The organism is Ensifer sp. MJa1 (genome assembly GCF_037026475.1).
Classification (GTDB): domain Bacteria; phylum Pseudomonadota; class Alphaproteobacteria; order Rhizobiales; family Rhizobiaceae; genus Ensifer.
Window position 1 is genome coordinate 1 of the sequence record NZ_JAKUMO010000049.1, and the last position, 8,651, is coordinate 8,651.

Annotated in this window: 8 protein-coding genes; 4 read left to right on the forward strand and 4 right to left on the reverse strand. The window is 61.4% G+C overall.

Annotated features, from left to right (window positions below; genetic code table 11):
• Positions 1-162 precede the first annotated feature (162 nt).
• The 4 genes from MKZ91_RS31245 to ubiE form a co-directional block, all read right to left on the reverse strand.
• The gene (locus MKZ91_RS31245; protein WP_336174907.1) at positions 163-420 is read right to left on the reverse strand and encodes a hypothetical protein; all 258 of its coding nucleotides are present in this window, start codon (positions 418-420) and stop codon (positions 163-165) included.
• 170 nt (positions 421-590) lie between these two features.
• Positions 591-1,121: a GNAT family N-acetyltransferase gene (locus MKZ91_RS31250; RefSeq protein ID WP_336174908.1), complete on the reverse strand. Its 531-nt coding sequence runs from the start codon at positions 1,119-1,121 to the stop codon at positions 591-593.
• Between the two features lie 222 nt (positions 1,122-1,343).
• Complete coding sequence (gene ubiB, locus MKZ91_RS31255) at positions 1,344-2,918, reverse strand: 2-polyprenylphenol 6-hydroxylase (RefSeq protein WP_336174909.1); 1,575 nt, start codon at positions 2,916-2,918, stop codon at positions 1,344-1,346.
• A 5-nt stretch (positions 2,919-2,923) separates the two neighbouring features.
• Positions 2,924-3,700, reverse strand: a complete 777-nt coding sequence (gene ubiE, locus MKZ91_RS31260; protein ID WP_336174910.1) for a bifunctional demethylmenaquinone methyltransferase/2-methoxy-6-polyprenyl-1,4-benzoquinol methylase UbiE — start codon at positions 3,698-3,700, stop codon at positions 2,924-2,926.
• Positions 3,701-3,873: 173 nt separating this feature from the next.
• Here ubiE and mutM point away from each other — a divergent pair, with 173 nt between their 5' ends.
• The 4 genes from mutM (at position 3,874) to dnaA (ending at position 8,532) form a co-directional block, all read left to right on the forward strand.
• Positions 3,874-4,764 (forward strand): bifunctional DNA-formamidopyrimidine glycosylase/DNA-(apurinic or apyrimidinic site) lyase, encoded by an 891-nt coding sequence (gene mutM / locus MKZ91_RS31265; RefSeq protein ID WP_336174911.1) that lies wholly within the window; start codon positions 3,874-3,876, stop codon positions 4,762-4,764.
• A 51-nt stretch (positions 4,765-4,815) separates the two neighbouring features.
• Positions 4,816-5,589 (forward strand): enoyl-CoA hydratase, encoded by a 774-nt coding sequence (locus tag MKZ91_RS31270; protein WP_336174912.1) that lies wholly within the window; start codon positions 4,816-4,818, stop codon positions 5,587-5,589.
• 190 nt (positions 5,590-5,779) lie between these two features.
• Positions 5,780-6,046, forward strand: a complete 267-nt coding sequence (gene rpsT / locus MKZ91_RS31275) for a 30S ribosomal protein S20 (protein ID WP_034797494.1) — start codon at positions 5,780-5,782, stop codon at positions 6,044-6,046.
• Between the two features lie 1,040 nt (positions 6,047-7,086).
• Positions 7,087-8,532 (forward strand): chromosomal replication initiator protein DnaA, encoded by a 1,446-nt coding sequence (gene dnaA / locus MKZ91_RS31280; protein ID WP_336174913.1) that lies wholly within the window; start codon positions 7,087-7,089, stop codon positions 8,530-8,532.
• The last annotated feature ends 119 nt before the right edge of the window (positions 8,533-8,651 follow it).

Genomic DNA, 8,651 nt, shown 5'->3' on the forward strand with positions numbered 1-8,651 from the left:
CATGGCGTAAGCCAAGGCCCCCTTCTTTCTCTCCGACAAAACAACCCGAACAAAAATGCCTGCCCCAAAAACAAAAACCCGCCGAAAATATCGACGGGTTTGTCAGCGGTCTGAGCCCGGCCGAAACGGCCGGGCTTCGTCCCCAGTCCCCCGCCCTGTCGATCAGCGGCAGATGCGGATCTTCTTGAAGTACAGGTTGCCGTAGTGGTCGTAACGCTTGACCTTCTTGATGAAGCAATAGGGCTCGTCGTAGTAGTAGGAATTGCCGTAGTAGCCGCCGACATAGCCGACATGCCCGTTCCAGCCGTGACCATAGTATCCGTTGCCGAAGCCGATCGTGATGCTGCCGGCCTGCGACGGGGCTGCGAAGGAGATTGCGGCAGTAACGGCAACGGCGGCTGCGATGATGATCTTGCGCATGATGTTCTCTCCTCTGGATGGGTTGGGATGATCGTTTCGTCATCCATGAAAAGACGATCTCACATCGCTGACAGGCGCGCAGTTCCGGATGGAACATGGTTCTGGCCGGCCGCTGCCGAGGGGCTGCGAGGCCGGCCAGGATCAGTGCCGACTGACGCGTATTCCGTACGCTATGAAGCGCGCGGTCCGGCCGGAGCGCGGATGCGCGCCATGGCGAAGACGTCGGCCAATTCGCCGTTCCTGAGCGCATAGGCCCGGTGCGTGCCTTCCATCTCGAAGCCGGACTTGCGGTAGAGTGCGATTGCCGCCTCGTTGTCGGTAAACACGGTGAGTTCGAGGCGGCTGATGCCGAGCCAGTTGTCGGCGGCATCGATCAAGGCGGTAAGCAAAGACTTACCTATGCCTTTGCCGCGATGTCTGTCGTCGACGCTGATGCCAAGCCCGGCTGAATGGTGCCGGCGACCCTTGCTGCGGTGCAGGCCGGCCATGCCGAGAATTTGGCCTGCGCGCTCGGCAACGATGACGACATCCTCTTCCGACCGTGCTTCCATCCACTTGCGTGTCTGCTCCGGGGTGGAAAAAGGCTGGCGCAGCGTTCCTGAACGAACGCCCGGTTGGTTCATCAGGGCCGCAACCGCCTCAAAATCGTTGCTGCGGGCCGCACGGATGGTGATCGCAGAGGGATCGTTTGGCTCAGTCATTGTTTCCTCTCTTTGCTCCGAGGAAACAGGACCCAACCCTGCTCGCCTCGGCAGGGTTGGTGGGGGACGGCTCGCTCAGATTAGCGCAACAGGTCTCCCGCACACCCCTGGGGTATGCGTGCAAAGAACCATGACGAGAATCGAGCGATTGTCCATGCGCCGAGGATAGCAAGCGGAAGTGGAAAGGCAAGCCCGCCGCGCCGGTTACGGCGCAGCCAGCAATCAGGTGACCTGCCAAGCGATGTAGACGAGCGTAGCCGCGATCAGCCAAAGCGCAACGCGGCCGGAGCGCGTGTGTCGGGCTTCCGCCTTGCCGATCGCATGCGCGGTCTCGGCATCAAACCGCAGGCCGTTTTCGCTCATCGCCATGATCTCGCCGGAGAGCTTTTCCGTGCGGGCGGCAATCTCGGGTGCGGCCTCGGCCAGGCGCAGTGCCGCATGCAGCCCGTCGCGCAGATCGGCAACGATGCGCTTCGGTCCGAGATTGTCGCGGATCCATTTGCCCACGACCGGTTCGGAGGCCTTCCACATGTTGAAGCGCGGATTGAGCGTGCGGGCGACACCCTCGACGACCACCATGGTCTTCTGCAGCATCACGAGCTCGGGCCGCGTCTGCATGTCGAAGAGTTCGGTGACCTCGAAGAGCAGGGTCAAGAGCTTCGCCATCGAAATGGTTTCGGCCGGCTGGCCGTGGATCGGCTCGCCGATCGCGCGGATCGCCTGGGCAAAGCTCGCGGCGTCGTGGTGTGAGGGCACGTAGCCGGCCTCGAAATGCACATCGGCAACGCGCTGATAGTCGCGAGTAATGAAGCCGAAGAGGATTTCTGCCAGGAACCGCCGTTCCTTCTTTCCAAGCCTTCCGACGATGCCCATGTCAACGGCGACGATATGGCCGGCGTCATCGACGAAGAGATTGCCCTGGTGCATGTCGGCATGGAAGAAGCCGTCGCGCAGCGTGTGGCGCAGGAAGGACTGGATCAGGGTTTCCGCAAGCTGGTTGAGGTCGTGTCCTGCGGCCTTCAGCCCCTCTATATCTGACATCTTGACGCCGTCGATCCATTCCATGGTGACGACATCGCGGCCGGTCCGTTCCCAGTCGACCTTCGGAACGCGGAAGCCGGAATCGTCCTTGGTATTCTCGCCGAGTTCGGAAAGGGCTGCCGCCTCCAGCCGAAGATCCATTTCGATCTTGGTCGTCTGTTCCAGCGTCTTGGTAACTTCGACCGGCTTCAGCCGGCGCGTATAGGGCAGGAAACGCTCCTGCATGTGGCTGACGAGATACATCGCCTCGATGTCGGAGGCGAAACGCTGGCGAACGCCGGGACGGATCACCTTGACGGCGACCTTCTCTGGCCTGCCATCGCGAAGCACGATCGCCGGATGCACCTGTGCGATCGAGGCTGCCGCCATCGGCTCGGAAAATTCTGCATAGAGATCCTCGACCGTCCGGCCAAGCGATCCTTCGATCGCCGCCTTCGCCTCGCTCTGAGGGAAAGTCGCCATGCTGTCCTGCAAAAGCGACAGGTCGGCGGCAAACTCGGCACCGACGACATCCGGGCGCGTTGCCAGGAACTGGCCAATCTTCACATAGGACGGGCCGAGGCGGGCAACGGCGCGAGACAGGCGATCGCTGCGTTCTTCGCCCGGCACCTTGCGGCGCGCCAACACCCCGGCAACCTTCTGGGCGAAGCGGGCAAAGGGCGGCAGATGCTCCGTTGGCACCGCCGAGACGACGCCTTCGCGCACGAGAACCCAGCCGATCCGCGCGAGGCGGACATATGCTCCAGGCGTGCTCATGGGGATCAGATTTTCCAGCCGGAATGCAGCGCCGCGATGCCGCCGGTGTAATTTGTGAAGGAGACGCGCGAGAATCCGGCCTCCTTGATCATCGTCGCGAAGTCCTTCTGGTTCGGGAACTTGCGGATCGATTCCACCAGGTACTGGTAGGGCGCCTCGTCGCCGGTGATCAGCTTGCCGAACTTCGGGATCGCGTTGAACGACCAGGCGTCATAGAAGCGGTCGAGCAGCGGCATCTCCACTTCGGAGAATTCGAGCACCAGCAGGCGGCCGCCGCGCTTCAGCACCCGGTGCGCCTCCTTCAGCGCCACGTCGATGCGCGGCACATTGCGGATGCCGAAGGCGATCGTATAGGCGTCGAAGGAGTTTGCCTCGAACGGCAGTTCCTCGGCGTTGGCCTCGACGAAGTCGAGGTTGGCCGAAAGCTTCTTCTTCTCCGCCCGCTCGGCGCCGACGGCAAGCATCGAGCCGTTGATGTCGAGGACGGTTGCGTGCGCCTTGCGGTCGGACGCCTCGATGATGCGGAAGGCTATGTCGCCGGTGCCGCCGGCCACATCAAGCACTTTATAGTCATCGCGACGCGGCGGATTGAGTGCGGCGATCATCGCGTCCTTCCAGGCGCGGTGCAGGCCGGCCGACATCACGTCGTTCATGATGTCGTAGCGCTTGGCCACTTTATGGAAGACATCGTTGACCAGAGGCTGCTTCTCGCCGGCGCCGACATTGCGGAAACCGAAAGACGTTTCCATGCCGCCATCGGCTGATACGCGCTGATCCGTCATACGAAAAACTCCACCTGAACCAATTTTGTCGGCACCATAGCGAAAAGGCCCGTCACGCGCTATCTCGTGGGCGGGTCGACGCCTGCGGCATAGCGCACCCCTATAGGATAAGAATGCCGCCAAGGAAATGCTATCAGCCGCATCTGTATGCGGTGACATGAAGGAGTGCATCCATGCCGGAATTGCCTGAGGTCGAAACCGTCAAGCGCGGCCTGGCCCCGACCATGGAAGGCGCCTTGATCGTCAATGCGGAATTGCGCCGGCCGGATCTCAGATTTCCGTTTCCGGCGAATTTCTCCGCCACCGTTTCCGGCCAGCGCATCGTTTCGCTGTCGCGCCGCGCCAAATACCTGATGATCGATCTCGAAGCCGGTGATGTCATCATCGCCCATCTCGGCATGTCCGGCTCCTTCCGCATCGAGGCGGGCGCGGCCCCCGAGACGCCTGGCGAGTTCCATCATCCGCGCGGCAAGGACGAAAAGCACGATCACGTCATCTTCCATCTCGACGGTGCCTCAGGTCCGGTCCGGGTGATCTACAACGATCCGCGCCGCTTCGGCTTCATGGATCTCGCGCGCCGGGATACGGTAGCAAGCCACGCCTATTTCCGGGCGCTTGGCGAGGAGCCGACCGGAAACGTGCTCGACGCCGCCTATCTCGCGGCCCGCTTTGAGCGCAAGGCGCAGCCCTTGAAGGCCGCCCTGCTCGACCAGAAGAACATTGCCGGTCTTGGCAATATCTATGTCTGCGAGGCGCTCTGGCGGTCCGGCCTGTCGCCATTGAAGCCGGCAGGCGAGCTTGTCGACAGCCATGGCAAGGCCAAGGACGGTCTCGAGCGGCTGACGGACGCAATCCGTGCCGTTATCGCAGATGCCATTGCCGCGGGCGGCTCGTCGCTGAAGGACCATATCCAGGCCGATGGCTCGCTTGGCTACTTCCAGCACTCTTTCTCCGTTTACGATCGTGAAGGAGAGGCTTGCTGCACGGCCGGCTGCAACGGTACGGTCGCCCGTATCGTGCAGGCGGGCCGGTCAACCTTCCATTGCCCGCACTGCCAGAAATGAATGCCCGACCGCCTGCGGTCCGGTACCTGAGATGAACCGGAGGAGACTGGAATGACCTACGAAACGCTGCTGGTCGAAACGCGCGGCCGCGTCGGCCTCGTCACGCTCAATCGCCCGCAGGCGCTGAACGCGCTGAACTCGACCGTGATGCGCGAGCTCGCCGCCGTCCTTAGGGCATTCGATGCCGACAAGGAGATCGGCGCTGTTGTTCTCACCGGTTCGGCGAAAGCCTTTGCCGCCGGTGCCGATATCAAGGAAATGCAGTCGCTCGATTTCGTCGACGGCTATCTCGGCGACTTCATCGGCGGCTGGGAGCAGGTGGCCGGCGCCCGCAAGCCTGTCATCGCGGCCGTCTCGGGCTATGCGCTCGGTGGCGGCTGCGAACTGGCGATGATGTGCGACTTCATCATCGCGTCCGAGACGGCCAAATTCGGTCAACCTGAAATCACGCTCGGCGTCATCCCCGGCATGGGTGGCTCCCAGCGCCTGACCCGCGCGGTCGGCAAGGCCAAGGCCATGGACCTGATTTTGACCGGGCGCATGATGGATGCGGCCGAGGCCGAACGCTCAGGACTCGTTTCGCGTGTGGTCGCGCCGGAAAAAATGATGGAGGAGGCACTCGCTGCCGCAGAGAAGATCGCGTCCTTCTCGCTGCCCGCAGTCATGATGGCCAAGGAAGCCGTCAGCCGCTCGCTGGAGCTGACGCTTGCCGAGGGACTGCGTTTCGAACGGCGGCTCTTCCACTCGCTGTTTGCGACCGAAGACCAGAAAGAGGGCATGTCCGCCTTCGTCGCCAAGCGCAAGCCGGAGTTCAAACATCGCTAGCCCAGAACACGGCGCGCAGATTCTGGAAAATGCGCGTTGACGGGGCGGCCGTTTCCCGCTATACGCCGCCCTCAGTTTGGAACGCCATTCTGGGCTTTCCGGAAATACTCCCGAATTGCTTTGATGACAGGTCGCAGTGACCCGGCACGGCGAAGGCGGAGTTCATGTCAGTTTTCGAAGAGAGGCACCAATGGCCAATACAACTTCGGCGAAAAAGGCGACCCGCAAGATCGCACGCCGCACCGCAGTGAACAAGGCCCGTCGTTCGCGCGTCCGTAACTTCATCCGCAAGGTCGAAGAAGCGATCGCAACCGGCGACCAGGCAGTTGCAGCCGCAGCGCTCAAGGCAGCTCAGCCCGAGCTGATGCGCGCCGCCACCAAGGGCGTCCTGCATGCCAACACCGCATCGCGCAAGGTTTCGCGTCTCGCGCAGCGCGTGAAGTCGCTTTCGGCCTAATCCGGCTAAGAAAAATCTGTTGATGAAAAGCCCGGCCCTTGCGCCGGGCTTTTCGGATTCATACTTCTGTCATCGCGATGGTTAATCCGACAGTATTATGTTGTGTCAATGCGATGACAAATTTTGTTTAATGATTTCAATTGCTTGCGAGAGGTCCTTATCAAAAGGATGTCTCTGGCTGGGGGTCTCTAGACCCCGGAATGAGTCAAGCGAATTTTTATTTTTTTTCTTTTTCGCCAGCTAAGCAAAGGGCGAAAAATCAAAACCCTTGATTCAACAGGGATTCTTCACGGACTCGGAATGCGGCAAGCAAATGGCAGCGAGAGAGTCAACGGCCAGCGCTTAAGGTTGCGTAAAAATCGCGATTGATCTTGCCCATCGATCCTGCCTAAATGCCCTCCACAGGGGACACGGACCACATCTGTAAAGGAAGTAGAAGACGCCATTTCGAAGAAATGGTTTCGATACTTCTGTCCTTTGTTCAGGGCGGCTCCACGTCGTTCAATCAGACAAGTCGAAGGTGCAAAACCGGGATGGGTCATTCCACTCCGGACGAGGAGCTTTCGTCTTATGGTTGTGGTGTGGGGCTTGGATCCCGCAGGCAGGTGCAAGCGGCGCCTGGCTGGGGATCGATATCCAACGCGCGGCTCATCGCTTCGTACGAGGGTGCGAAGGGCTGTTGACGAGGAGGAGGATCCGAGGCGGTGCGGGAGCGCACCGGAGGATTGTTGGCAAGAGGCGCGAGGGGACATCCTACGGCCCTTATGGGCGGGCGGGTGCGCGTAGCGCGCAGCGGGACGGGAGATGAGGAGCCCGGCTTTGACTGCGACTGGACGTTTGGCGAAAGCGGCATGGCCTATGTGAGGCGCCGTGGACGACGGACATAAGAGATGACGCCGGCAGCGATGACGGCATCTGAACATGAATTGGAAGGCGGCAAAATGCAGATGAATTTGGTGACGGCGGGCGCACTTCAGAAAGAAGGAGACGCCTTTCAAGCCGGAAGCAATCTATCGCAGGCGGCGGGGGAAAAATTCGACATGAGGCACGACGCACTGTTCGAGCGGGTAAGTGCGCGTCTTAAAGCTCAGGTCGGTCCGGATGTCTTTGCAAGCTGGTTTGGGCGTCTGAAGCTCCATTCCGTATCCAAGAGCGTCGTGCGCCTCTCGGTGCCGACCACATTCCTGAAATCCTGGATCAACAACCGTTATCTCGAGCTCATCACGTCGATCTTCCAGCAGGAAGACGGCGAGATCATGAAGGTCGAGATCCTGGTGCGGACCGCCACCCGTGGCGCGCGTCCGGCAACCCAGGAAGACGTGCTGCCGCAGGCAACGGAGGCGGCCCCGGCCGCACCGGCACGCCGCCCGGCAGCCGCCCAGCCGGTGGCGACTGTCGCCGCGGCGGCAATTGCCAGCGTTCAGAAGCCGGCCCAGGCGCCGCTTTTCGGCTCGCCGCTCGACCAGCGCTACAATTTCGAAAGCTTCGTCGAGGGCTCGTCGAACCGCGTGGCGCTCGCCGCTGCCCGCACCATCGCCGAAGCCGGCGCCGGCGCCGTGCGGTTCAACCCGCTCTTCATTCATTCGAGCGTTGGTCTCGGCAAGACGCACCTGCTGCAGGCAATCGCCATCCAGGCGCTGCAGAGCGCGCGTGCACCGCGCGTCGTCTATCTGACGGCCGAATACTTCATGTGGCGCTTTGCGACCGCCATCCGTGACAACGATGCGCTGTCGCTGAAGGAGTCGCTCCGCAACATCGACCTTCTGATCATCGACGACATGCAGTTCCTGCAGGGCAAGTCGATCCAGCATGAGTTCTGCCATCTCCTGAACATGCTGCTCGATTCCGCCAAGCAGGTCGTCGTTGCTGCCGACCGTGCGCCGTGGGAGCTGGAATCGCTCGACAGCCGCGTCCGTTCGCGTCTCCAGGGCGGTGTTGCCATCGAGATGGACGGCCCGGACTATGACATGCGGCTCGAAATGCTGAAGCGTCGCCTGGATACTGCCCGGCAGGACGATTCCTCGCTGGATATCCCCGGCGACATCTTGAGCCATGTGGCACGCAACGTCACGGCCAGCGGCCGTGAACTTGAAGGCGCCTTCAATCAGTTGCTGTTCCGCCGTTCCTTCGAACCGCAGCTGTCGATCGAGCGTGTCGACGAACTGCTGGGCCATCTCGTCAACGCCGGCGAACCGCGCCGCGTCCGCATCGAGGACATCCAGCGCGTCGTTGCCAAGCACTACAACGTGTCGCGCCAGGAGCTCGTCTCCAACCGGCGCACCCGCGTCATCGTCAAGCCGCGCCAGATCGCCATGTATCTGTCGAAGACGCTGACGCCGCGGTCCTTCCCGGAAATCGGCCGTCGCTTCGGCGGTCGTGACCATACGACCGTGTTGCATGCCGTGCGCAAGATCGAGGAATTGATCTCAGGCGATACCAAGCTCAGCCACGAGATCGAGCTTCTGAAGCGACTGATCAACGAATAGTCGACGTGGATTGTTTTGAAGGGCCCGGTTTACCGGGCCCTCCAGACCGCTGACAAACCCGTCGATATTTTCGGCGGGTTTTTGTTTTTGGGGCAGGCATTTTTGTTCGGGCTGTTTTG

Coding starts and splice junctions, on each gene's coding strand:
- MKZ91_RS31245 (WP_336174907.1), bottom strand. CDS start 420: ATGCGCAAGATCATCATCGCAGCCGCCGTTGCCGTTACTGCCGCAATC.
- MKZ91_RS31250 (WP_336174908.1), bottom strand. CDS start 1,121: ATGACTGAGCCAAACGATCCCTCTGCGATCACCATCCGTGCGGCCCGC.
- ubiB (WP_336174909.1), bottom strand. CDS start 2,918: ATGAGCACGCCTGGAGCATATGTCCGCCTCGCGCGGATCGGCTGGGTT.
- ubiE (WP_336174910.1), bottom strand. CDS start 3,700: ATGACGGATCAGCGCGTATCAGCCGATGGCGGCATGGAAACGTCTTTC.
- mutM (WP_336174911.1), top strand. CDS start 3,874: ATGCCGGAATTGCCTGAGGTCGAAACCGTCAAGCGCGGCCTGGCCCCG.
- MKZ91_RS31270 (WP_336174912.1), top strand. CDS start 4,816: ATGACCTACGAAACGCTGCTGGTCGAAACGCGCGGCCGCGTCGGCCTC.
- rpsT (WP_034797494.1), top strand. CDS start 5,780: ATGGCCAATACAACTTCGGCGAAAAAGGCGACCCGCAAGATCGCACGC.
- dnaA (WP_336174913.1), top strand. CDS start 7,087: ATGAGGCACGACGCACTGTTCGAGCGGGTAAGTGCGCGTCTTAAAGCT.